21 protein-coding genes and 1 tRNA gene are annotated in these 23604 nt (G+C 67.5%); 16 read left to right on the plus strand and 6 right to left on the minus strand.

The features are described from left to right. The first annotated feature begins 175 nt into the window (after positions 1–175). The 3 genes from AB0J58_RS04715 (at position 176) to pyk (ending at position 4118) form a co-directional block, all read left to right on the plus strand. The gene (locus AB0J58_RS04715; protein ID WP_364210267.1) at positions 176–1849 is read left to right on the plus strand and encodes a S8 family serine peptidase; all 1674 of its coding nucleotides are present in this window, start codon (positions 176–178) and stop codon (positions 1847–1849) included. 246 nt (positions 1850–2095) lie between these two features. Continuing rightward, entirely contained in the window at positions 2096–2515 is a 420-nt protein-coding gene (locus AB0J58_RS04720; RefSeq protein WP_364210270.1) for a hypothetical protein, read from the plus strand. A 172-nt stretch (positions 2516–2687) separates the two neighbouring features. After that, complete coding sequence (gene pyk, locus AB0J58_RS04725) at positions 2688–4118, plus strand: pyruvate kinase (RefSeq protein WP_364210273.1); 1431 nt, start codon at positions 2688–2690, stop codon at positions 4116–4118. A 224-nt stretch (positions 4119–4342) separates the two neighbouring features. Here pyk and AB0J58_RS04730 read toward each other — a convergent pair whose 3' ends face one another. From AB0J58_RS04730 to AB0J58_RS04745, 4 genes are all read right to left on the minus strand, one after another. Continuing rightward, positions 4343–5149 (minus strand): maleylpyruvate isomerase N-terminal domain-containing protein, encoded by an 807-nt coding sequence (locus tag AB0J58_RS04730; RefSeq protein ID WP_364210276.1) that lies wholly within the window; start codon positions 5147–5149, stop codon positions 4343–4345. Next, entirely contained in the window at positions 5146–5742 is a 597-nt protein-coding gene (locus tag AB0J58_RS04735) for a GNAT family N-acetyltransferase (RefSeq protein WP_364210279.1), read from the minus strand. Before AB0J58_RS04735 ends, AB0J58_RS04730 begins: the two co-directional genes overlap by 4 nt. 70 nt (positions 5743–5812) lie before the next feature. Further along, on the minus strand, positions 5813–6028 hold the full coding sequence (locus AB0J58_RS04740; protein ID WP_364210282.1) for a hypothetical protein: 216 nt from the start codon (positions 6026–6028) through the stop codon (positions 5813–5815). 652 nt (positions 6029–6680) lie between these two features. Continuing rightward, positions 6681–6753: transfer RNA gene (locus tag AB0J58_RS04745), tRNA-Leu, on the minus strand. Positions 6754–6887: 134 nt separating this feature from the next. On the opposite strand from AB0J58_RS04745, the gene AB0J58_RS04750 reads away from it, so the two are divergent. The 6 genes from AB0J58_RS04750 to AB0J58_RS04775 all read left to right on the plus strand — a co-directional run bounded on the left by AB0J58_RS04750 (position 6888) and on the right by AB0J58_RS04775 (position 12872). Further along, the gene (locus tag AB0J58_RS04750; protein ID WP_364210661.1) at positions 6888–7475 is read left to right on the plus strand and encodes a response regulator; all 588 of its coding nucleotides are present in this window, start codon (positions 6888–6890) and stop codon (positions 7473–7475) included. A 353-nt stretch (positions 7476–7828) separates the two neighbouring features. Next, positions 7829–8986, plus strand: coding sequence for a branched-chain amino acid ABC transporter substrate-binding protein (locus AB0J58_RS04755; RefSeq protein ID WP_364210664.1), 1158 nt, complete (start codon positions 7829–7831; stop codon positions 8984–8986). Between the two features lie 158 nt (positions 8987–9144). Then, the gene (locus tag AB0J58_RS04760) at positions 9145–10113 is read left to right on the plus strand and encodes a branched-chain amino acid ABC transporter permease (protein WP_030919336.1); all 969 of its coding nucleotides are present in this window, start codon (positions 9145–9147) and stop codon (positions 10111–10113) included. Further along, the gene (locus AB0J58_RS04765; RefSeq protein WP_364210286.1) at positions 10110–11279 is read left to right on the plus strand and encodes a branched-chain amino acid ABC transporter permease; all 1170 of its coding nucleotides are present in this window, start codon (positions 10110–10112) and stop codon (positions 11277–11279) included. The genes AB0J58_RS04760 and AB0J58_RS04765 overlap by 4 nt, the downstream gene beginning before the upstream one ends. A gap of 65 nt (positions 11280–11344) precedes the next feature. Continuing rightward, positions 11345–12109: an ABC transporter ATP-binding protein gene (locus AB0J58_RS04770; RefSeq protein WP_343968930.1), complete on the plus strand. Its 765-nt coding sequence runs from the start codon at positions 11345–11347 to the stop codon at positions 12107–12109. Then, positions 12099–12872, plus strand: a complete 774-nt coding sequence (locus tag AB0J58_RS04775; protein WP_364210289.1) for an ABC transporter ATP-binding protein — start codon at positions 12099–12101, stop codon at positions 12870–12872. The genes AB0J58_RS04770 and AB0J58_RS04775 overlap by 11 nt, the downstream gene beginning before the upstream one ends. Positions 12873–12942: 70 nt before the next feature. Here the strand turns inward: AB0J58_RS04775 and AB0J58_RS04780 are convergent, their stop codons facing one another. Further along, on the minus strand, positions 12943–13503 hold the full coding sequence (locus AB0J58_RS04780; protein ID WP_364210292.1) for a DUF4352 domain-containing protein: 561 nt from the start codon (positions 13501–13503) through the stop codon (positions 12943–12945). Between the two features lie 243 nt (positions 13504–13746). Between AB0J58_RS04780 and AB0J58_RS04785 the strand changes: the two genes are divergently transcribed. Genes AB0J58_RS04785 through AB0J58_RS04795 form a run of 3 tightly spaced genes read left to right on the plus strand, consistent with a single transcriptional unit; the run spans position 13747 to position 16220 of the window. Then, on the plus strand, positions 13747–14610 hold the full coding sequence (locus AB0J58_RS04785) for an ABC transporter substrate-binding protein (RefSeq protein WP_343968753.1): 864 nt from the start codon (positions 13747–13749) through the stop codon (positions 14608–14610). A 3-nt stretch (positions 14611–14613) separates the two neighbouring features. Further along, on the plus strand, positions 14614–15462 hold the full coding sequence (locus AB0J58_RS04790; RefSeq protein WP_343968755.1) for an amino acid ABC transporter permease: 849 nt from the start codon (positions 14614–14616) through the stop codon (positions 15460–15462). Then, on the plus strand, positions 15459–16220 hold the full coding sequence (locus AB0J58_RS04795) for an amino acid ABC transporter ATP-binding protein (RefSeq protein ID WP_343968757.1): 762 nt from the start codon (positions 15459–15461) through the stop codon (positions 16218–16220). Before AB0J58_RS04790 ends, AB0J58_RS04795 begins: the two co-directional genes overlap by 4 nt. A 224-nt stretch (positions 16221–16444) precedes the next feature. On the opposite strand, the gene AB0J58_RS04800 is transcribed toward AB0J58_RS04795, so the two are convergent. Continuing rightward, entirely contained in the window at positions 16445–16825 is a 381-nt protein-coding gene (locus AB0J58_RS04800; protein WP_364210667.1) for a hotdog fold thioesterase, read from the minus strand. A gap of 106 nt (positions 16826–16931) precedes the next feature. On the opposite strand from AB0J58_RS04800, the gene polA reads away from it, so the two are divergent. The 4 genes from polA to AB0J58_RS04820 all read left to right on the plus strand — a co-directional run bounded on the left by polA (position 16932) and on the right by AB0J58_RS04820 (position 23513). Beyond that, positions 16932–19625, plus strand: a complete 2694-nt coding sequence (gene polA, locus AB0J58_RS04805; RefSeq protein ID WP_364210296.1) for a DNA polymerase I — start codon at positions 16932–16934, stop codon at positions 19623–19625. A 352-nt stretch (positions 19626–19977) separates the two neighbouring features. After that, the gene (locus tag AB0J58_RS04810; protein ID WP_364210299.1) at positions 19978–21099 is read left to right on the plus strand and encodes a polysaccharide deacetylase family protein; all 1122 of its coding nucleotides are present in this window, start codon (positions 19978–19980) and stop codon (positions 21097–21099) included. A 221-nt stretch (positions 21100–21320) separates the two neighbouring features. Beyond that, positions 21321–22817, plus strand: coding sequence for a 30S ribosomal protein S1 (gene rpsA, locus AB0J58_RS04815; protein ID WP_343968763.1), 1497 nt, complete (start codon positions 21321–21323; stop codon positions 22815–22817). Positions 22818–23063: 246 nt separating this feature from the next. Continuing rightward, the gene (locus AB0J58_RS04820; protein ID WP_364210302.1) at positions 23064–23513 is read left to right on the plus strand and encodes a GNAT family N-acetyltransferase; all 450 of its coding nucleotides are present in this window, start codon (positions 23064–23066) and stop codon (positions 23511–23513) included. Positions 23514–23604: the final 91 nt, after the last annotated feature.

Genomic DNA, 23604 nt, shown 5'->3' on the forward strand with positions numbered 1-23604 from the left:
CGTTTGGACCACGTCCGGGCGTTCCCGGGTGCGGAACCGCACCCGGGAACGCCTGTGTACCGGCCGTCTCACCGACCCCTTCACGGAAGAACGCGCAGAGCGGATATTGAGTTCGCTTTGTCGTGCGTATCCCTGAAGGATAGATTTTCGTGATCAGGCCAGGTGCGGAGGATCGATGAGACGCGGGATCAGAAGGCTGACGGGCGCGGGAACGGTTCTCGCCCTGGCGGCCACCCTCACGGCGGGAGCCCTGGACGGCGGAGCCGGCCCGGTCGCGAGCCAGGCCCGCGAGTACCTGGTCTTCTACGCCGACGGCGCCCACGACCGCGCGATCGACGCGATCGACGCGAGCGGCGGCACCGCGCTGTCCACGGAGACGCGACTCGGCTACGTCGTCGCCAGCGGCCCAGGCTCCCGGTTCGTGGAGAACCTCGTCGGCAGCGACGCCGTCGTGGGAGTCTCCTCCGACCGCAGGATCGGCTCCGCCGCCGCGATCCCCGCGGCCCTTCCCCCCTCCGGAGCCCTCGGGCAGAGCGGTACTCCGGGCACCAGGGAGGCCGGAACCGGCGCCCCGGAGCCGCTGGCCGAACGCCAGTGGGACATGAAGATGATCGGCGCCACCGCGGACGGCTCCCACGCCACCGCCCCCGGCAGCAAGAAGGTGCTGGTCGGCGTCATCGACACCGGCATCGACGGCAGGCACCCCGACATCGCCCCCAACTTCAACTACGCCCTGAGCCGCAACTTCGTGACCGACCGGCCCAAGGACCCCAACGGCAAGACCCTCGACGGGCCCTGCGAGTTCAAGAACTGCAAGGACCCGGTCGACTGGGACGACGACGGCCACGGCACCCACGTGGCCAGCACCATCGCCTCGCCGGTCAACGGCCGGGGCGTCGCCGGCGTCGCCCCCGGGGTCTCCCTGGTGAACCTGCGCGCCGGCCGGGACTCCGGCCTGTTCTTCCTCAAGCCCAGCATCGAGGCGCTCACCTACGCCGCAGACGCCGGGATCGACGTGGTCAACATGAGCTTCTACGTCGACCCGTGGCTGTTCAACTGCAAGGCCAACCCCGCCGACTCCAAGGCCGAGCAACTGGAGCAGCGCGGCGTCATCACCGGCATGCAGCGCGCCCTCGACTACGCCCGCAAGCGGGGCGTCACCCTCATCAGCGCCATCGGCAACGGCTCCACCGACCTCGGCAGGCCCAAGACGGACGAGACCAGCCCGGACTACCCCAAGGAGGCCGAGCGCACCCGCAAGGTCGACAACTCCTGCCTCAACGTCCCGGCCGAGTCCAAGGGCGTCATCTCGGTCTCCTCGGTCGGCCCGAGCAAGCGCAAGGCCTACTACTCCGACTACGGCCTCGAGCAGACCGACCTGTCGGCACCCGGCGGCGACGAGTTCGACGGCAGCGCCCGCTACGACACCACCAAGGGCATCCTGGCCGCCGCCCCGGAGAACGCGCTGCGGGCCAAGGGACAGATCAGCGCCGACGGCACGCCGAAGGACAGGTCGATCATCCGGGAGTGCCGCGACAACGTCTGCGCCTACTACCAGTACCTGGTCGGCACCTCCATGGCCGCCCCGCACGCCACCGGCGTGGCCGCCATCCTGATCAGCCGCTTCGGCAAGCCGGACAAGAGCGGCCTCACCATGCCCCCCGCCGACGTCCAGCGCCTGCTGTACGCCACCGCCACGAGCAAGGCCTGCCCCTCACCCCGCAAGTACGTCTACAAGATCGACCTCCTGGCGGACGAGGTTCACAAGTGCGAGGGGTCGAAGGCGCGCAACGGTTTCTACGGCCACGGCATCGTCAACGCCGCCCAGGCGGCCTCCGTCACCCCCTGAGGCCGCACCGAGCTCCCTGAGGTCCCGTCGGTGTCGCCCCAGGGGTCCGCGCCGCTCCGGCTGTGAGGTGCCGCCGACAGAGGCCGGGGCCAACGCGGCTACCCGACGAGAACACCGGCCGCGACGGAAACGGCGCTCCGTTATGTTCGTTTTGTCACGTTCAAAAGAGGATCAACAGGCGGGTGGAGCGGTCAGGCCGGGGAAGGAGAACGATTTTCCGGCCTCATCTCGCCACTGTGAGGATCCATGAGACTTCTAGCGCGCCCCCACCAGCTTCCACCCCGGGCCGCCGCCGGTGTGATCATCCTGAACTCGGGGCTGAGCAAGTGGTCCGCCGACGAGGAGACCGCCGCGGGAGTCCACGGGATGGCGGCGGGGACCTACCCGTTCCTCAAGAAGATCGAAGCGACACGGTTCGTGAAACTGCTCTCCACAGCGGAGATCGCCCTGGGTACGGCACTGCTGGTCCCCGCGGTGCCCTCGCTGCTGGCGGGCGCCGGGCTGACCGCCTTCGCCGGAGGACTGCTCGGGCTCTACCTCAAGACACCGGGCATGCGGGAGGAAGGCGGCCTGCGCCCCACCCAGCAGGGCCTCCCCATCGTCAAGGACCTCTGGCTGCTGGGCATCGGCGCCGGACTGGTCATCGAAGAACTCATCTACGAGTGACCACGGGCCTCCGAGCTTTAGGTCACCGATAAGACAGAGTGCGGTGAGCGTGAGGCGAGGGGCGATTCGCAACCTCCCGTTCACTGACGGTAGCGTTGATGTCACCGAATTTTTCATCGCCGCCATGACCAACGTCACGACCAAGTGGTCTGTACCAATTAGGGTGGGATCCGTGACTCGTCGCGCGAAAATCGTCTGCACTCTCGGCCCCGCCACCTCCTCTCCCGAACGTCTCCGCGAACTGATCGCGGCCGGGATGGACGTGGCCCGTTTCAACCTCAGCCACGGCAGCCACGAGCTGCACAAGGAGGTTTACGACAGGGTGAGGGAGGCTGCCGCCGAGCTCGGACGTGGCGTAGGTCTGCTGGCCGACCTCCAGGGCCCCAAGATCCGGGTCGGCAAGTTCGAAGAAGGCCCCGTCCGCCTCGGCTTCGGTGACGTCTTCACGATCACCACCGAGGAGGTCCCCGGCGACCGTGAGCAGGTCTCCACCTCCTACCAGGGACTCCCCAAGGACGTCCACCCCGGAGACAACATCCTGGTCGACGACGGCCGGGTCCGCCTGGAGGTGACCCGGGTCGAGGGCCAGCGCGTCACCACCCGCGTGATCATCGGCGGCATGATCTCCGACAACAAGGGCCTCAACCTGCCGGGCGTCAAGGTCAGCGCCCCCGTCCTCACCGACAAGGACGAGACCGACCTGCGCTGGGCCCTGCGCACCGGCTTCGACCTGGTCGCCCTCTCCTTCGTCAGGCGCCCCTCCGACGCCGACGTGGTGCGCAACATCATGGAGCAGGAGGGCATCCGCCTCCCGCTGCTCGCCAAAATCGAAAAGCCGGAGGCGGTGGAGCGGCTCCCCGAGATCATCGAGGCCTTCGACGGCATCATGGTCGCCCGCGGCGACCTCGGCGTCGAACTGCCCCTCGAAGAGGTGCCCATCGTGCAGAAGCGGGCCATCGAGCTCTGCCGCGAGAAGGCCCGCCCCGTCATCGTCGCCACCCAGATGCTCGACTCGATGATCACCGCACCGCGCCCCACCCGGGCCGAGGCCTCCGACGTCGCCTACGCCGTCATGGACGGCGCCGACGCGGTCATGCTCTCCGGGGAGACCTCGGTCGGCAACTACCCCATCGAGGTCGTCGAGACCATGAGCCGCATCGCCACCACCGCGGAGAAGAGCTCGCTCCAGGCCACCCACAGCCTCGAACGGCTGCCGGAGACCACCGGCGGCGCCATCGCCCGCGCCGCCGCCGAGGTCGGCGCCATCGTGGGCGCCAAGGCACTGGTGGCGTTCAGCATGTCCGGTGAGACCGCCCGCCGCCTGGCCCGCTACCGCTCCCCGATCCCGCTGCTGGCCTTCACCTCCGCCAGCCACGTCCGCAACCAGCTCGCGCTGACCTGGGGCGTGGAGACCTTCGAGGTACCGTTCGTCCACCACACCGACGACATGGTCCGCCAGGTGGAGGCCGCACTACTGGCCCACTCCCGCCTGCAGAAGGGCGACAAGGTCGTCATCGTGGCCGGCGCCCCTCCCGGCACCGCGGGCTCCACCAACGCCCTGCGCGTGCACACCATCGGAGCGGCGGTCTCCAACCCCACCTGAACGACACACGCGCGTACGGCCACCGCTCCGGCGGTGGCCGTACCCGTCTTCGAGGGGCATCTCCAGGTACCGCGCACCGCCTTCGACCCGCTACCGGTTCACCACGCCGTGAGCGGGCCGGCCTCGGCCACATCCGCCCAGAGCACGGACCGGCCCGCCGGGGCCGCGCATCGTCCTTCAGGTCCATGACGGAGGCCTGAGCGGGCACCTCGGGCCCCCGGGCGTCAGATCCCCGGAAACACCTGGCGGAGATCGTCCAGGGTGACACCGTCACCGGTGACGGTCACCGACGGCGGAGTGTGCTCGGGAGCGAGCCTGCCGCCGAGCAACCGCACCCACGCCTCCGCCGGGAGCGAAAGGACGTCGGCCGGGTCGGGAACCTCACTGAAGCCGACGGTCTCGCCGAGAGTGAGACCCAGCACCCGCTCGGTATCACTCGTCTCGACCCGGAGAGTCGTGGCAAGACGCGGATCGAGGGCGTCGGGCCTGCCCATGAAACCGACCATGAAATCAAGCGGCCCCGAGTACAGATCGGTCAGCACCCCGGCCGTGTCCGACGCCACGACGGCCGCCGGATCGAAGGCGACCATCACATCCCAGGAGTGCAGGGCGGCCTCGTTCAGCCGCATCCCGGCCACCAGAGCGACATCAGCGGGCGCGGGCAGGAATCCCAGCTTGACCCGGAGCCGCTCGCGGGCATCCGCGTCAAGCCCCTCGAAAGCCGAGACGATCTCCGCGTCCGCGACGAGGAAATCCCCGGCCTGCGCCTCGGGAGCCTTCGCGTTCCACCGATCCCAGACCTCGTGGTTGAAATCCTGGCCCGGAGCCTCCTGACCGCCCAGCGCCGCCCGCAACGTCGCCAGACCGATCTCCGCGCCACTGCCGAGATGGCTGAGCACCTGGGCGACACTCCACTCCGAACAGGCCGAAGGCCGGGCCAGATCGGCGCCGTCCAGGCCGCGGACGAAGGCCGCCAGCCCGTCATGGGTGGTACGCAGGGCCGCGATGGTCCGCTCAGCGAGTGTGCTCATGATTCTCCATCCCCGTACTCCCACGTCTGCAGCGCTATCGGCCGGCCCTTCTCCTCGGAGGGAACCGGCGGCGCGTCCGTCAGCCGGTATCCCGCCGAACGGGCCACCGCCACACTCGCCGCGTTACCCGCCTCGATCTCCAGCAGCAACCGCGACACCCCCACCGTGTCACGGGCGAACTCCGTCATCACCCGTACCGCCCCCCGCGCCAGCCCCCGCCCCCGGAAAGCGGCCCCCACGCTGTAACCGATCTCCGCGACGTCCAGGCCAAGACCGCTCAACATCAGCAACACCTCGCCCATGGGCTCCCCCCCGTCCACGGTGATCGCCAACTGCAGCCGCTCCCCGGCCGCCCGCCGCTGCCGGGCCCGATCCAGATAGGCCCGCGCCGCCTCCGGATCGAACGGCGAGACCAGCGGCGTCCAGTACGCCACCTCGGGGTCGTCGAACAGCTTCACCATCGCCCCCAGATCACCCTCCTCCCACTCCCGCAGCACCACTCCGTGCCCGCGAAGCAGCACCCCTTCCGGAAGACACACCCGCCCGGCACCGGAACCGCTCGGCTCCGCCTGGCCGTTCTCCACGATCTCCACACATCCCCCTCTGTCACGCCGTCTTGCGAGCAACCTACTCGCCCGCCGGGGTGCCCCCCACCGCACCACCTCAGTACTTCGGCCCCACGAACTCGTCCAACCGCTCAACGGCGGCCCGCTTGGCTACGGAGATGGTGTTGTAGCGCGAATAGCGCCAGGCCACGTCAAGGAGGTCAAGTGCTTCACCGCATAGTTCGAGGATGTCCTTCGACTCGTTCTTGAAGAGGTAACGCGGGTACTCGTACCAGTGATCGCTGCCGTTGAGGTGATGACGAACACGGTTCATACCTCGATATCCATCCGAGTGCATCAGGCCCCGGACACATCGGCCTGGATGCATCTCGAAGATCTTCCTCTGCCAGTCTTCCAGTGAGATCTTTCGTAGATGCTTGCGTCCAGGACCATGCTGAGGAAAGAGACATGTCCAGTGTTTTGAGTGGCTCTGGATCTCCACACAGCCACTTTTCTGTCGTCGGCCTACCGAAGAGGTGGGCATCACAGCAGTCATCACGTCGGCCGCTTCTTCTATAAGCCCTGGCCAGGTTTCGCAGCAGGCTAGGGAAAGCCGATAGACGCCTTTGCGGCACAGCACAATGTGGCCGTCACCGAGGTACAGCCCCAGAAGATAGGCATAGGCTGCCTCGTCGAGTGGTCGCTCGTGGCAGCGGGGACAGGAGCGGTGTCGCCTGCGGTCCTCGTCTTAATGGGCTCTTCGCGCTCCGGTTCTCCATTTCTGGACCGCTCCAATGGAAACTTTGCAGAGTTCGGCGACTTGCCGGTCGATGAGGCCGAGTGTTGAGAGGTGGAGAGCGCGGTCGACGGTTTCGCGGGGGTGCATGGGATCACCATGCCAGGCGCTACCGACAGTTTTCGCGTGACTACAGATCGCGTTGGAGGTGGCTGAGTCGGTCGATCTCATCGACCGGCCCAGCTAACTGTGCCCCGAGTGGGATTCGAACCCACACTGAATGGATTTTGAGGCCATCGACTCTGCCGTTGGTCTATCGGGGCATATTTCCGGACTTGTCCGGTTCTTGTGTGCCAGCTAAGAGCTTACCTAGAAGTAGATCGCTTTCGGTAGCCGACGTGGTCCCAATCTAGCGGACGTCGGTACTCTCTTGCTCGTGAGTACGCAGCGGCGAGTGGTGATCGCGGAAGATGAAGCACTGATCCGTCTCGACCTCAAGGAGATGCTAGAGGAAGAAGGATACGAGGTCGTCGCGGAGGCCGGGGACGGGGAGTCGGCGGTCAAGCTGGCCATGGAGCGGCGGCCCGATCTGGTGATCCTGGATGTGAAGATGCCCGTCCTGGACGGGATCTCGGCGGCCGAGCAGATCGTGTCGCAGCGGATCGCGCCGTGTCTCATTCTCACGGCCTTCTCGCAGCGTGACCTGGTGGAGCGGGCGAGGGACGCCGGGGCGATGGCGTACCTGGTGAAGCCGTTCACGAAGTCGGATCTGGTGCCGGCGATCGAGATGGCGGTCAGCAGGCACCAGGAGATCGCCGCGCTGGAGCGGGAGGTCGGGACGCTCTCCGAGCGGTTGGAGACGCGCAAGCTGGTGGAGCGGGCGAAGGGTCTGTTGATGGCGCGGCACGGGTGGAGTGAGCCGCAGTCGTTCCGGTGGATTCAGAAGGCGTCGATGGATCGCAGGCTGAGCATGCGGCAGGTCGCGCAGCTCGTGGTCGCGGACGCGGACGCGGGCGGCTCGGAGATGGGGGCGGAGGAGCCCTGAATCGGACTCTGCGCCCCTTTCCGCAAGTCCGTGCCTGTCGGGGGTGTGGCCCGCGGGGGAGGCGATGTGGGCTTTCTGGGGGCCGGGACGACGGGTCGTGGAGGTGGCGAGGTTGCCAGTGACCATGGCTTTTGCATCTGATAGCCGAAAAGGATCGGTGTTGTAAAGAAACGGTAACGGTAGGCCGTCCTGTATCGACCCGTGACATCGGCTGGCTGTACTAACCGACACAACCCCCTGGCCACCCGCCAGGGAAGGGCATCTGTGAACCCGGTCCTGACGAGGGAACGGGCGAAAGGAAGGCAACCTTGCGGCCTAAGACTGCACGCCTCGGTGGAGTGCTTGCCGCCGGTGTGGCGCTCACCCTCGGTCTCGCTGCCTGCGGTGACGGTGGTACGGAAGCCACGCCGGCTGAGGGTGGCTCCAGTGCTGCCGCCCCCGGTACCGTCAAGCTTGGCTTCATGGGAGACCTGACCGGCGCCAACGCCGGCATCGTCATTCCCCCCCGGAACGGTGCGAAGCTCGTCATCGACGAGTACAACAAGACCAACCCGGCTGTGAAGATCGAGCTGGTCGAGTACGACAGCCAGGCGGACCCGTCGAAGGCGGTCGCCCTGGCCCAGCAGGCCATCAAGACCGACAAGATCGTCGGCCTGATCGGTCCCGCGTTCTCCGGTGAGTCCGCCCAGGTGGCGCCGGTGCTGGAGGAGGCGAAGCTGCCGAGCGTCTCGGCGTCCGCCACCAACGCCGCGCTGTCGGCGAACGGTTGGAAGTACTGGCACCGCGTGCTGCCGAGTGACAACGTTCAGGGTCCCGGCATCGGTGACTTCATCGCGACGGGTCTCGCCGCGAAGAACGTTTTCGTCATCGACGACAAATCCGAGTACGGCAAGCCGCTGGCCGACGCGGTCAAGGGCGCGCTTGAGGCCAAGAGCGTGAAGCTGACGACCGACTCGCTCGACCCGACCGAGAGCGACTTCTCCTCGGTGGTGAACAAGGTCGCGGCCGCCAAGCCTGACGCGATCTTCTTTGGTGGTTACTACGCCGCGGGCGGCAACCTGCTCAAGCAGCTCCGCGACAAGGGTGTCAAGGACGCGAAGTTCCTGTCCGGTGACGGTTCGCTGGACAAGGGTCTGATCGACGGCGCCGGTGCCGCGAACGCCGAGGGCGCGCTGGTCGGTTGCCCGTGCTACATCGCGACCCCGGATGTGACCGACGCCAAGGTGAAGGCGTTCGCCGAGGCCTACAAGGCCGCCTACAGCGCCGACCCGGCCATCTACGCGGCCGAGGGTTACGACGCCGCGACGGTCTTCGTCGAGGCGATCAAGGCGGGCAACACCACGGCCGAGAAGATCAACGAGTTCATCGCCACGGTGGACTTCGCGGGTGTCTCCAAGCAGGTCAAGTTCGAGGCCAACGGTGAGGTCGCTGCGAAGGACATCTACATCTACCAGGTCAAGGACGGCGCGATCGGCCTGCTGGGCAAGGCCAACGAGGCCAAGCTGGGTTAGTCCGGCGCTGAAGGAGATTAGGTAGTCGGCGCGCGGGGAGCGGGAACGCGCAGTGCGTTCCCGCTTCTCGCGTACTTCCAGAGAGTCCACGAGGTTCTGCTGGAGGCGGTGTGCTACCCGGAAGTGCAGGCGACCCCCGCTAGAAGTGGTAAACCCTAGTGCTCAATGACTTCATCAATCAGTTCTGGCCGGCGACGATCGACGGCCTGGCCTTCGGCTCGATCTACGCCCTGATCGCGCTCGGCTACACCATGGTGTACGGCGTGCTGCGGCTGATCAACTTCGCGCATTCAGAAGTTTTCATGATCGGTACGTTCGGTGCGATGCTGGTGCCGTTCGTGTTCGGCATCAACTCCCCGCTCACCGGCATCGCGCTGGTCGGTGTCGTGGTGGCGATGATCCTGGCCGGCATGCTCGCCTCGGCGGGTACCGCGATCGCGCTGGAGCGGATCGCCTACCGGCCGTTGCGCAAGCGCGGCGCGTCCCGACTGGCGGCGCTGATCTCGGCGATCGGCGCCTCGATCTTCCTCCAGGAGTTGTTCGCGCTCCTGGTGATCCCGGAGGTCTTCAACCGTCCGGAGCAGGGTCGTATCCAGATGGCTCTGCCCCGGCTGATGGAGCGGAGCGAACTTTTCTCGATCTTCGGGCATCCTGTCCGGATCGACCAGATATTCGTCATCCTCGCGGCGATCGGCATGATGATCGCGCTGGACGCCCTGGTGAACCGCTCGAAGATCGGCCGGGGTATTCGCGCTACCGCGCAGAACCCCGAGGCGGCCGTGCTGATGGGCGTCGACATCAACAGGATCGTCCGGATGACCTTCCTCATCGGCGGTGGCATGGCCGGTGTGGCGGGTGCGCTCTATCTGATCTCGTACGAGAACACGCACTACTTTGTCGGATTCCTCTTCGGTATCAAGGCGTTCACCGCGGCGGTCCTGGGTGGCATCGGCAACCTGCGCGGCGCCCTGGTCGGTGGAATCACGCTCGGGCTGGTGGAGAACTACGGAGCCATCTTCTTCGGCTCCGACTGGAAGCACGTGATCTCCTTCACCATCCTCGTCTTGGTCCTGATGTTCCGCCCCACCGGAATCCTCGGTGAATCACTCCAGCAGGCGCGCGCATGAACCAGAAGAATTCCCTGGCAGGTTTCCGTAACGGTCTCGGTCGCTTCGGCGACGCCGTGCACGATCGCTGGCTGAGCACTCCCGGCTGGCAGCGCTGGATCCTGTACGTGTTCCTGATCATCGGGGCACTGCTGCTGCCGTCGGAGAGCCTCGCCCCCATCATGTCGCCCTACACCGACTGGGCTAGCATCCTGTTCTTCCCGATCGGGACGTACGTGGTCCTGGCGATCGGCCTGAACGTGGTGGTCGGCCAGGCGGGTCTGCTCGACCTGGGTTTCGTCGCGTTCTACGCCGTGGGCGGTTACGCGATGGCGCTGATCGGCACCCGGCTGGGCTGGAACTTCTGGCTCATCCTGGTGGTCGGCATCGGGATCTGTGCCCTGTCGGGTCTCACGCTGGGCGCTCCGACGCTGCGGTTGCGCGGTGACTATCTGGCGATCGTCACGCTGGGTTTCGGCGAGATCATTCGTATCACCGCCCGCAACACCGACGAGATCGGTGGCCCGAACGGCATCCGCGGCATTCCGCACCCGCCGAGCATCGAGGACTTCAGTCTCTTCGGGATCAACTTCTCCGAGGTGTTCGGGGTGGATCCGCTCAAGTACGGCGTGCTGGACCCGCGCCCCTACTACTACCTGCTGGTCGCGCTGGCCGTCATCGTGATCATCCTGGTGAAGCGCTGGGAGAAGAGCCGGGTCGGGCGTGCCTGGGCGGCGATCCGTGAGGACGAGGACGCGGCCGAGGTCATGGGCGTGCCGACGTTCCGCTTCAAGATGCTCGCCTTCGCGATCGGTGCCTCCATCGGTGGCGCGATGGGCGTGCTGTGGGCGGCGAAGGCCATCTCGATCAACCCGAACGACTTCCAGTTCCTGCTGTCGGCGACGATCCTGGCCGCGGTGGTCATGGGTGGTTCGGGCAACCTGCCGGGTGTCATGCTGGGCGCCTTCCTGGTGGCCTGGCTGCCCGAGCGGTTCCGTGGTCTGCAGGAGTACCGCATGCTGATCTTCGGTGCGGTGCTGGTGGCGCTGATGATCTTCCGTCCGGAGGGTCTGCTGCCGTCGCGTCAACGCAAGGCGGAGTTGCAGGAGGGAACAGGCGGGATGGGTACGCTCGGGGCCGAGGTCCCCGGGCCCGATTCGCAGGTTGAGGAGGTGGCCTCCAAGTGAGCGCCGAGGTGAATCCGGCCACTGTGACCTCGGAGGTGGCACAGGCGGAGCGGAGCGGTCGCACCATGTTGGAGCTGCGGAACCTCGTGATGCGGTTCGGCGGTGTCACGGCGCTGCGCGAGGTCGACCTGACCATCAAGGAAGGGGAGATCTTCGCGCTCATCGGCCCGAACGGCGCCGGCAAGACCACGGTCTTCAACGTGGTGACCGGGGTCTACCAGCCGACCGAGGGCGAGGTCCGCTTCCTGGACGAGAAGATCAGCGGCGTCAAACGCTTCAAGATCACAAAGCGGGGTATCGCCCGCACGTTCCAGAACATCCGCCTGTTCCACAACATGACGGCCATCGAGAACGTCATGGTGGGCGCGGACGCGCACCACAGGTCGGGCATGGTCAGCGTGGCGCTGGGGCTTCCCTGGCACCGCAAGGCCGAGCGCGAGGGGCGCGCACTGGCGATGGAGTTGCTCGACTTCGTCGGCATCTCGCACCGCGCGCAGGACCACGCCAAGAACCTGCCCTACGGTGACCAGCGCCGTCTGGAGATCGCCCGCGCCCTGGCGACCAACCCGAAGCTGCTGCTGCTGGACGAGCCCGCCGCCGGTATGAACCCGGCGGAGAAGGTGGCGCTGCAGCAGCTGATCCGGGACATCCGCGACGCCGGGCGGACGATTCTGATCATCGAGCACGACATGAGCCTCATCATGGGCATCAGTGACCGCATCGCGGTGCTGGACTTCGGCCAGAAGATCGCCGATGGCCTGCCGGACGAGGTGCGGACCGACCCCCGGGTCGTCGAGGCGTATTTGGGAGCTCCCGCCGATGCTTCTTGAGGTCAAGGACATCCATGTCCACTACGGCAAGATCGAGGCGCTCAAGGGCATCTCGGTCGAGGTGAACGAGGGCGAGATCGTCACGCTCATCGGGGCGAACGGGGCGGGTAAGACCACCACCCTGAAGACGATCTCCGGCCTGCGCCCGCTGTCGTCGGGGAGCATCACCTTCGACGGCAACGACATCAGCAAGATGCCCGGCCACCAGCGGGTCGTCGCGGGTCTGGGGCAGGCGCCCGAGGGCCGGGGCGTGTTCCCGGGCATGACGGTGCAGGACAACCTGCTCATGGGCGCCTACACCCGCTCGGGTGATTTCAGCACCGACCTGGACGAGGTCTACGAGCTCTTCCCTCGCCTGCTGGAGCGCAGGACCCAGATGGGCGGCACGATGTCCGGAGGTGAGCAGCAGATGCTCGCCATCGGCCGCGCGCTGATGGCCAAGCCCAAGCTGCTCCTGCTGGACGAGCCGTCGATGGGTCTGGCGCCGCTGATCGTGCAGCAGATCTTCTCGATCATCGAGGAGATCAACCGCCGGGGCACCACGGTGCTGCTGGTGGAGCAGAACGCCCAGCAGGCGCTGAAGCTGGCCCACCGCGCCTACGTCCTGGAGACCGGGCAGGTGGTCAAGAGCGCACCCGCGGACGAGCTGCTCAACGACCCGGCCGTGCAGGCCGCCTATCTGGGCGGTGGAGCGGCGCACGACCTGGTCGAGGAGGCGGCGGGTGCTCCCGGCTCCGCCTCCGCGCCGGAGGAGCCGACCTGATCGGTGCCTTTCACGGCAGGGCCGGGCCCGCCGCGCGTCGGCGCGGCGGGCCCACCCATGTCGGGGAGGCTCAGGACAGCGGCACCTGCACGCCGTCGGTGGTGCCCCCCACGCCGAGGGGCGGGTCGCCGAACAGCCTGATCGCGGTGACCTTCGCGTCAGCGGGGATGTCGTACCACAGGTCCATTTCGATCCTGACTCCGGCACCGAGCGGGAGCGTGTCCGGCTGCCGCTTGGTGGCCTGCGCGAACCTGTCGATCGTGTGGCCGGTGCCGTCGGCGGTGATGAGCCGCTGCCGTTTGGCGTCGAAGCGTGAGTTGGTGCGCCCGGGGTTCTCCACGAGAATCCGCACGACCACGTACTGGCCCTTGGCCTGCCACTCGGCGTGGCTGCCGAAGAAGCCGCTCAGGCCCTTCTGCAGGCCGATCACCTGGAGCCGGGTGTCGCCGTCGGTCACCGGCGCGGCCCTGATGGGGCTCTCGCCCGGTCGTACCGGGCGCGGCGGGAGCTCGTAGGTCGGGGTGGGGGAGGCGGAGGGGGAGGCGGATGCGGCCGGTCTCCCCGCGGTGCAGCCGGACAGGACGGTGACGGCGAGAACGACACCGGTGAACAGGATCAGGGGGGCGCGCACATCGGGCAACGTAACCGAGTCGGACCCCGAAGTTCAACGACCGGCCCGGCCGGCGTTGACGATCCGGCAAGTGCCCGTATCCCGGTCCGCGGCGGGAGCAGGGTGGATCGGGGTGGGGCTCCTGACACGGTTGTTGTCCGAATTGTGTCATACCGGTGATCTGCACGATTACGCAGGTGATGGAGCATGACCTGCATTGAGGTATCCATAAAAGAAGCGACATTTGACCGTAAGGAGGCCTTTGTGGGCCTGAGTTTTGTTTCCCGTCGTGCGATCACGGTGGGCGCCATGGTCGTCGCCGGTGCGCTCGGCCTCACGGCCTGCGGCGGTGGCGAGACCACCAGCGCGAGCCCGAGCGATGGTGCCTCGGCAAGCGCTCCCGCGGCCGCGGCCGGCCCGCAGGTGATCACCCCCGGCAAGCTGACCACCTGCACCAACCTGCCCTACGAGCCCTTCCAGTTCAAGGAGGGCGAGAAGGTCGTCGGCTTCGACGTCGACATCGTCGACCTGGCGGCCAAGAAGCTCGGCCTGACCCAGGAGATCGTCGACATCGACTTCGCCGTCATCAAGAGTGGTGCGGCGATGGCGGCGGGCAAGTGCGACGTGGCCGCCGCCGGTATGACGATCACCGAGGAGCGCAAGGCCAACATCGACTTCTCCGAGCCCTACTTCGACGCCACGCAGGCACTGCTGGCCAAGAAGGGAGCCGGCGTGGCGACCCTTGACGAGGTCAAGGCCAAGGGCCTCAAGCTCGGCGCCCAGGCCTCGACCACGGGCCTCGACTACGTCAAGGGCAAGGGCCTGGACCCGAAGGAGTTCGCCGACTCTCCCAAGGAGCTGCTCGGCCTGCAGTCCGGCCAGGTCGACGTGATCGTCCAGGACCTTCCCGTCGTCCTGACCTGGCTGAAGAAGCCCGAGATCGCGGAGAAGTTCGAGCTGGTCGCCAGCCTCGACACCGGCGAGCAGTACGGCGTCGGCCTGAAGAAGGGCGCCGACCCGGTCCTGCTCAAGGCGATCAACGACGCGATCACCGAGGCCAAGGCGGACGGCACCTACGAGCAGATCTTCGTCAAGTGGTTCGGTAAGAAGCCCGGGGAGCTCGGCTAACCGATGACGGACCAGTCAACGACGACCGAGCCCACTCCCGGCGGGGGCGCCCCCGCCGGGAGTGGGCTCAGTCCCCGTAAGAGACAGCAGATCAGCCGGGCCGTCCAGTACGTCGTACTGGCGGCCGTGGCCGTCTTCCTGGCCCTGACCATCGAGTGGGGCGAGCTCGGAAAGAACTTCGCCAGGCTCGACGTCGCGGAGAAGACGCTTCCCGAGCTGTTCACGATCGCGCTGAAGAACACCATCATCTACTCGGTCGGTGGCTTCGTCTTCGCCTTCCTGCTCGGTCTGCTGTTCGCGCTGATGCGGATGTCGTCGGTGCGGCCCTACCGGTGGATCGCGATCGCCTACATTGAGATCTTCCGCGGCCTGCCCGCGCTGCTGATCTTCCTGCTCATCCTGTTCCTGCCCCTGGCCCTGAGCGGCTTCCAGGTGCCGGGCGGCACCTACGGCGAGGGCATCCTGGGTCTGACGATCGTCGGTTCGGCCTACATGGCGGAGACGCTCAGGGCGGGCCTCCAGGCGGTGCCCAAGGGGCAGATGGAGGCGGCGCGCTCGCTGGGCATGTCGTACACGCGGGCCATGGTCTCCATCGTCATCCCGCAGGCCGTGCGCATCGTGATCCCGCCGACGACCAACCAGTTCGTCTCCCTGCTCAAGGACTCCTCGCTGGTGCTGTTCCTCGGCGTCTCCGGTGACTACGTCGAGCTCACGAAGTTCGGCAACGACATGGCCTCGACCCATGCCAACGCCACGCCCATCCTGGTCGTGGGCGTGACATACCTTCTGGTCACCATCCCGCTGGGCTATCTCGCGTCCCGGCTGGAGAAGCGCCAGGCGAAGGGACGGTGACTCCGGTGAACCACGCGGTTGAGATCCGTGACCTGCACAAGCGCTTCGGCAAGCTCGAGGTTCTCAAGGGCATCGACTTCGCCGTCGACCCCGGCCAGGTGGTCTGCGTCATCGGCCCCTCGGGGTCGGGAAAGTCCACCCTGCTGCGCTGTGTGAACCTGCTGGAGCAGCCGACGTCGGGCAGGGTGGTCGTCCACGGGGTGGAGCTGACCGACCGCGACGTCGACATCGACGCCGCCCGCCGCGGCATCGGGATGGTCTTCCAGCAGTTCAACCTGTTCCCGCACATGACGGTCCTGCAGAACGTGATGATCTCGCAGCGCCGGGTGCTGAAGCGGGGCAAGGCCGAGGCCGAGAGGATCGCCAGGGAGAACCTGGACAAGGTCGGCATCGGTGAGAAGTGTGACGCCTACCCCGTTCAGCTCTCCGGTGGCCAGCAGCAGCGGGTGGCCATCGCCAGGGCGCTGGCCATGAGCCCGGCGCTGATGCTCTTCGACGAGCCCACCTCGGCGCTCGACCCCGAGCTCGTCGGTGACGTGCTCACGGTCATGCGCAAGCTCGCCGAGGAGGGGATGACGATGCTCGTGGTCACCCACGAGATGGCGTTCGCCCGCGACGTGGCCGACCGGGTGGTCTTCATGGACGGCGGCGTGATCGTGGAGGACGGCCCGGCGGAGCAGGTGATCGGCGCTCCGCGGCACGAGCGCACGAAGACCTTCCTGAGCCGGGTGCTCGACCCGACGCACACGGACATCTGAGTTTCGTCAGTTTCGTACCACAGGGCCCGCACCCGCCCGGTGCGGGCCTTCGCGCGATGAGGGGCGAGGTGGGCCGAGGTCAGGGAGCCCGGGGGAGGCCTTTGGCGCCGTACGGAGCTTCCCCGACCCCGTACGTTTTCTACTCGGCCTCCCCGCGGGCATCGCCGTCACCCACGGTAGCGGAATCGTCGCTCGATGATGGCAAAAAGGCGGCCCGGGTGTGTTCAGGCGTCGCGCAGCATGCAGGTGAGGCGCGCGGTGCACACCTTGCGGCCCCGGTCGTCGGTGATCTCGATGTCGTAGGTGGCGAGGGTACGGCCGCCGTGCAGCCGGGTGGCCACGCCGGTGACCAGACCGGAGGTGGCCGAGCGGTGGTGGGTGGCGTTGATCTCGATGCCCACCGCGATCCGCTCGCGGCCCGCGTGCATCGCCGCGCCGACCGAGCCCAGGGTCTCGGCCAGCACGCACGAGGCGCCGCCGTGCAGCAGGCCGTACGGCTGGCTGTTGCCTTCGACCGGCATCGTGCCGACCACCCGTTCCGGGGTGGCCTCGGTGATCTCGATGCCCATCCGCTCCACCAGCGTGTTCGCGTGGGCGACGCTCATCTGCTCCTGGAGGGACCGGGTCTCGTCGGGGTCGGTCATGGTCAAGGGGACGTCTCCTGTCAGGTGAGTCAGACGTTCTGTCGTACCAGGAGACTAGGCTTTCGCTGTGCCGAAGAACGAAGCGACCCCCACTCGTCCGTGTCTCCTGCTGCTGGATGGGCATTCACTCGCCTATCGGGCCTTCTACGCCCTGCCGGAGGAGAACTTCTCCACCACCACGGGCCAGACGACCAACGCGGTCTACGGGTTCACCTCGATGCTGGTCAACGTGCTCCGCGACGAGCGGCCGACCCACGTGGCGGTCTGCTTCGACCGTTCCGAGCCGACGTTCCGCCACGAGGAGTACGCCGACTACAAGGCGAACCGGAGTGCGAGTCCGGACAGCTTCCGCAGCCAGATGAGCCTGATCCACGAGGTGCTCGACGCGGTGCGCGTGCCGCACCTGTCGCTGGCCGGATACGAGGCCGACGACCTGATCGCCACCCTCGCCACCCGCGCCGCCGAGCAGGGCATGAACGTGCTGATCGTCACCGGCGACCGTGACGCGCTGCAACTCGTCGACGAGCGGGTGACCGTGCTGATGACCCGTGTCGGCATCAGCAACATGACCCGCTTCACCCCCGAGGCGGTCCTGGAGAAGTACGAGCTGACCCCGGCCCAGTATCCCGACTTCGCGGCCATCCGCGGCGACTCCAGCGACAACCTGAAGAACATCCCCGGTGTCGGGGAGAAGACCGCGGCCAAGTGGATCCGCGAGTTCGGCTCGCTGGAGGAGCTGGTCGACCGGGTGGACGAGGTCAAGGGCAAGGTCGGCGACAAGCTCCGCGACCACCTCGACCAGGTGCTGATGAACCGGCGCCTGACCCAGCTGATCCGCGACGTCCCGCTGGAGCAGGAGATCTCCGGGTTGACGGTCGGCGCGGCCGACCGCGACGAGATCAACAAGATCCTCGACACGCTGGAGTTCCGCGGCGAGATCCGCGACCGGCTGTTCAAGACGATCGGCTCGCCCGAGGCGGAGACCGAGGAGGGCTTCGAGGTCGAGGTCGTCACCCTCGGCCCCGACGAGGTGGACCCGTGGCTGCGCGCGCTGCCCGAGGGCCGCGCCGGCCTGGCCTTCAAGGGCACGTACGGCAGCGGCACCGGCCGCGTCGACAGCATCGCCATCGCGGCGGCCGGAGCCGGGGCCGCGTTCATCGACCCGACCACGCTGACCGAGGCCGACGAGGCGGCCCTGCGCGCGTGGCTGGCCGACGCCTCGAAGCCCAAGGCGGTGCACGACGCCAAGGGCCCGATGCTCGCGCTGTGGGCGCAGGGAATGGAGCTGTGCGGCCTCACCTGTGACACCGCGCTCGCCGCCTACCTGGCGACGCCCGGGCAGCGCTCGTTCCCGCTGGAGGACCTCGTGCGGGTCTATCTGCGGCGCGAGCTGCGCGGCGAGGCCGACAACGGCGGCCAGGCCAGCCTCTTCGACGACCAGGACGAGGACGCCGCCCGAGACCTGGCCCTGCGGGCACTGGCGGTCGGCGAGCTCGCCGACGCGCTGGAGGCGTTCCTGGAGCCGCTGGGCGGCATCGGACTGATGCGCGACGTGGAGCTGCCGCTCGTCACCGTGCTGGCCGAGCTGGAGCGGGCCGGCATCGCAGCCGACAAGGAGTATCTCAGCGGCCTGGAGGCCGAGTTCGGCGCCGCGGTCAAGCAGGCGGTCGAGGCGGCGCACGCCTCCGTGGGCGGTGAGCAGTTCAACCTGGGCTCGCCCAAGCAGCTTCAGGAGATCCTGTTCGTCAAGCTCAACCTGCCCAAGACCAAGAGGACCAAGACGGGCTACACCACCGACGCCGGCGCGCTGGCCTGGCTGGCCGCCCAGACCGAGCACGAGCTGCCGACGATCATGCTGCGCCACCGTGACCAGGCCAAGCTGAAGGTCACGGTCGAGGGCCTGATCAAGGAGATCGCCGACGACGGCCGCATCCACACCACGTTCAACCAGATCGTGGCGGCCACCGGCCGGCTCAGCTCGGAGAAGCCCAACCTGCAGAACATCCCGATCCGCACCGCCGAGGGCCGCCGCATCCGGCAGGGCTTCGTGGTCGGCAAGGGCTTCGAGACCCTGCTGACCGCCGACTACAGCCAGATCGAGCTGCGCATCATGGCTCACCTGTCCGGCGACGAGGCCCTGATCGCGTCCTTCGAGTCCGGGCACGACTTCCACAAGGCCACCGCGGCCCGGGTCTTCGACACCGAGCCCGAGCAGGTCACCGGGGAGATGCGGGCCAAGATCAAGGCGATGAACTACGGCCTGGCCTACGGACTGTCCGACTTCGGGCTGTCGGAGCAGCTCAACATCCCCGTCTCCGAGGCCAGAGCGCTCAAGGAGGGGTATTTCGAGGAGTTCGGCGGCGTCCGCGACTTCCTCAACGCGATCGTCGCGCAGGCCAGGAACGACGGCTACACCGAGACGATCATGGGTCGGCGTCGCTACCTGCCCGACCTCAACAGCGACAACCGCCAGCGCCGTGAGATGGCCGAGCGGATGGCGCTCAACGCGCCCATCCAGGGCTCGGCGGCCGACATCATCAAGGTCGCCATGCTCAACGTGCAGGGCGCGCTCAAGGAGGCGGCGCTCGGTTCCCGGATGCTGCTGCAGGTCCATGACGAGCTCGTCTTCGAGGTGGCCCCCGGTGAGCTGGAGACGTTGCGCGAGCTGGTCACGGACCGGATGAACGCCGCCTACGCCCTGCGCGTCCCGCTGGCCGTCTCGGTGGGCGTCGGCCGCACCTGGGAGGACGCCGGACACTGACGCCGGACACCGACGCCGGCGCGGGTCACTGCCACGGGCCGCTGACACGGGCCACCCAGGCCGGGTACCGACCCGCCCCGAGGCGCCGGGGGCCGCCGGGAGCCGCTCACCGGCCGGATGAGGGCCGCCTGCCTGTTCGGCGCCCCGCTGGGCGGTCACCGACGGCCGACTGCTCGGTGCCCCGCTCAGGGCTCCGAGGAGTGTCCTGCCGGGGGAGGGGCGGGCACTGACGGCGCCTCCGAGTGGGCGGTTGACCTCCCCGGGGGGCTGAACTCCGCCGATTGGTCGGGCCTGTCCGAGTCTGTTCTAGGCTGGTGATCCAGTCGATAAGCTCAACGGGCGCGGGAGTGCTGTGCGGAGTCCAATCCCCCTGACGCAGATCATCATGCTCACCAATGTGGTGGTCGTCGCGGTGGCGGTGGTGGTGCTCCTGGTGCTCCCGGCACCACCCGGTCCGCCGGGCGCGGCCGGGGTCTCCGGGACGGGCCGGGTGTCCAGTCCGCCACCGCCGTCCGCGACCCCCTCGCCGACACCTGATCTTCCCTCGGCCGAGCTGCCGCCGCCGGTCACCGCCACGCCGGAGTTCGCGCGGCAGGTGAAGGCCAACGAGGCCGGCATGGTCCCGATCCTGATGTACCACCGGATCATCGGCAAGCGGCTGGCGTCGATCGACCGTACGCCCGCCCAGCTGCGCAAGGAGCTGGAGATGCTCGCCAGGGACGGTTACGTGCCGGTCACCGCGCGGGAGTTCGCCACCGGGAGGATGGACATCCCCGCGGGCAAGTACCCGGTGGTGCTGACCTTCGACGACGGTCATCCCAGCCACTTCGCGCTGGAGGCGGACGGCACCCCGGCCAGGAACACCGCGGTCGGAATCATCTATCAGGTGGCAAAGAAACACCCGGATTTCCGGCCCGTCGCCACTTTCTGGGTCAACCAGCAGCCCTTCGGCTTGCGGAACGCCAAGGATCAGGCGCGGGCCGTGCAGTGGCTTAACTCGCGGGGTTTCGAGGTGGCCAACCACACCTGGGGCCATCCCCACCTGCCGAGCCTGCCCAGGAAGAAGATCGCCGAGCAGCTCGCCCGGGTCGAGCGGCTGCTGAAGCAGCTCGGCGTGCCCCCCTCCGAGACGATGGCGCTGCCGTTCGGCGCGATGCCCCGCAAGAGGTCCACGGTGCAGTCGGGAAGGTGGCAGGGTGTCTCCTACCGGTTCAAGGCCGTCTTCCTGGCCGGTGCCGAGCCGTCGGTCTCGCCGTTCGCCAAGAACTACGACCGGCGATCGGTCCAGCGGATCCAGAGCAATGGTAAAAAAGGCGAGTGCCGGAAATGGTGCTCCCAATACTGGCTGGAGTGGCTGAACAAGCACCCCCGGCAGCGCTACACGGCGGACGGCGACCCCGGGCGCATCTCCGTCCCACGGGCGCTTCGGGGTAGTATCAGGGTTGATCGGAGAGAGATGATCAACGCCTATTAGGCGAGATCGTTATCCTTTCGGCACGCGGGAGCGTAGTGTCGTCGGATTGACCACACCCGTCTGGTCTCATATGCTGATCGCTGCGTTGTGGGCTCGCGCGTGTCTCGGACGGAGTGGGCTCGCGCTCGATCACGCCGATGTGAATTCATTCGGCTGACGGTAAGAAGCCTGCCGCGCGTTCGCCACATCGACATCTGTCCGCGTTCGGAGCAACTCCACACATGACGAGCAGCACTGAGGCCACCTCGAGCACCCCGCAGGTAGCGGTCAACGACATCGGCTCCGAGGAAGAGTTCCTCGCAGCGATCGACCTGACCATCAAGTACTTCAACGACGGCGACATCGTCGAGGGCACCGTCGTCAAGGTCGACCGAGACGAAGTTTTGCTCGACATCGGCTACAAGACCGAGGGCGTCATCCCCTCGCGTGAGCTCTCGATCAAGCACGATGTCGATCCGGCGGATGTCGTCGAGGTTGGCGAGCACGTCGAGGCTCTTGTTCTCCAGAAGGAGGACAAGGAAGGCCGCCTGATCCTGTCCAAGAAGCGCGCTCAGTACGAGCGGGCCTGGGGCACGATCGAGAAGATCAAGGACGAGGACGGCATCGTCACCGGCACCGTCATCGAGGTCGTCAAGGGTGGTCTCATCCTCGACATCGGCCTGCGCGGCTTCCTGCCGGCGTCCCTGGTTGAGATGCGGCGCGTCCGCGACCTCCAGCCTTACGTGGGCCGCGAGCTCGAGGCGAAGATCATCGAGCTCGACAAGAACCGCAACAACGTGGTTCTGTCCCGCCGCGCCTGGCTTGAGCAGACCCAGTCCGAGGTTCGCCAGACGTTCCTCAACACCCTGCAGAAGGGTCAGGTCCGCAAGGGCGTCGTCTCCTCGATCGTCAACTTCGGTGCGTTCGTCGACCTCGGCGGCGTCGACGGTCTGGTTCACGTCTCCGAGCTCTCCTGGAAGCACATCGACCACCCCTCCGAGGTCGTCGAGGTCGGCCAGGAGGTCACCGTCGAGGTGCTCGACGTCGACATGGAGCGCGAGCGCGTCTCCCTGTCGCTCAAGGCGACGCAGGAAGACCCCTGGCAGCAGTTCGCCCGTACCCACCAGATCGGTCAGGTCGTCCCGGGTCGCGTCACCAAGCTGGTGCCGTTCGGTGCGTTCGTCCGCGTCGAGGAGGGCATCGAGGGCCTGGTCCACATCTCCGAGCTGGCCGAGCGCCACGTCGAGATCCCCGAGCAGGTCGTTCAGGTCGGCGACGAGATCTTCGTGAAGATCATCGACATCGACCTGGAGCGTCGCCGGATCTCGCTCTCGCTCAAGCAGGCGAACGAGGGTGCGATCGGCGCCGACGTCGAGTTCGACCCCACGCTGTACGGCATGGCGGCGACCTACGACGAGTCGGGCAACTACATCTACCCCGAGGGCTTCGACTCCGAGACCGGCGAATGGCTCGAGGGCTTCGACAAGCAGCGCGAGGAGTGGGAGCGGCAGTACGCCGAGGCTCAGACCCGCTTCGAGGCTCACAAGAAGCAGGTCGAGGAGGCCCGCAAGGCCGAGGCCGAGGCGGGCGAGGCTGCCCCCACGTCCTACTCCGGCGAGACCCCGTCCTCGGGTGCCGGCAGCTCCACCAGTGGCTCCTCCGCTCCGGCGTCGGGTGCCCTCGCCTCCGACGAGGCTCTCGCGGCCCTGCGCGAGAAGCTCGCGGGCGGCCAGAGCTGACCTGTGCGGTAGAAGTTCCAACGGAAGGGCCCCGCTCCGGCGGGGCCCTTCCCGCGTTCCCGGCGTCTTTTCGGTACGACAAGGCTGTTCGAGCCCTTAGACCCGATGCCTCCCCGCCGACGCGGCGTCTTGGGAACCGCCCTCCGTCGTGTCTCCTGGGTACGACCCGGTGTTCCGCGTAGCCCCGGGCGCTCCTCAGGAGGCCTCTGCGAACCTTGATCGCCCGCTAGGGTAGGTGCCGTGGTCATGATCGAGTGGGCGGAGCCCGAGGACGTAGGCGAGATCCTGACCGTACAGCGCGCCGCCCACGTGGGTGAGGCCCAGCTCTACGGCGATCCATTCATCGCACCCCTGGTGGAGTCGGTCGACCAGGTCCGCAGCGCGGTCGAGACGGCCATCGTGCTCGTCGCCCGGGACCGGACCCGGATCGTGGGCGCGATCCGGGGCCGGATGTCCGGCACGACCTGCCTGGTCGGCCGCCTGGCGGTCGCCCCGGACAGGCAGGGCGCGGGGATCGGCGGCGAGCTGCTGGCGGCACTGCACGACGAGGCCGCCGCGGCACTCGCCTTCGATCTGTTCACCGGGCACCTGTCGGAGGGCAACCAGCGGCTCTACCGCCGTCACGGCTACCGCGAGACCCGCAGGGAGCGGATGAGCGACCACCTGACACTGGTGCACATGCGCAGGGAGCTGTAGGGGCGCTCAGGCGCCCTCCATACGGCAAAACGGCCAAAGGGTCGTATCCGTACGAAAGGGCAACAGAGGCCACCTCAGGCCCGCTACACGG

This window comes from Streptosporangium sp. NPDC049644 (assembly GCF_040675205.1).
Lineage (GTDB): Bacteria > Actinomycetota > Actinomycetes > Streptosporangiales > Streptosporangiaceae > Streptosporangium > Streptosporangium fukuiense.